Origin of the sequence: Actinomadura parmotrematis (assembly GCF_019458805.1) — a bacterium.
In the GTDB taxonomy this organism is placed as follows: Bacteria; Actinomycetota; Actinomycetes; order Streptosporangiales; family Streptosporangiaceae; genus Spirillospora; species Spirillospora parmotrematis.
Window position 1 is genome coordinate 1 of sequence record NZ_JAIBOA010000055.1, and the last position, 383, is coordinate 383.

The window sequence follows — 383 nt, forward strand, 5'->3', positions numbered from 1 at the left end:
ATGCCCTACTACCGGGTTGTCGGCGAGGTGCCGAGGAAGCGTCACGTGCAGTTCCGCCGCCCCGACGGCGCCCTGTACGCCGAAGAACTCATGGGCGAAGAGGGCTTCTCCTCCGACTCCAGCCTGCTGTATCACCGCAACCCGCCCACCGCGATCATCAAGAGCGAAGGCGTGACCGATGCGGCCGGTGAGACGGAACTGGCGGTCAACCATCCCCTCCAGCCCCGCGCCTACCGCACCCAGGACCTGCCCCCCGGCGGCGACCTGATCCTGGGCCGCCACGTCCTGGCCGGCAACGACGATGTGCGGATCTCCTTCACCGCCCCCACCGGCCCCAGCGAGCTGTACCGCAACTCCGTGGGCGATGAGGTCGTCTACCTCCA

1 pseudogene is annotated in these 383 nt (G+C 68.4%); it reads left to right on the plus strand.

The features are described from left to right. Nucleotides 1-45 precede the first annotated feature (45 nt). Nucleotides 46-383 (plus strand): annotated as a pseudogene (locus K1Y72_RS35840) (homogentisate 1,2-dioxygenase); the annotation flags it as partial.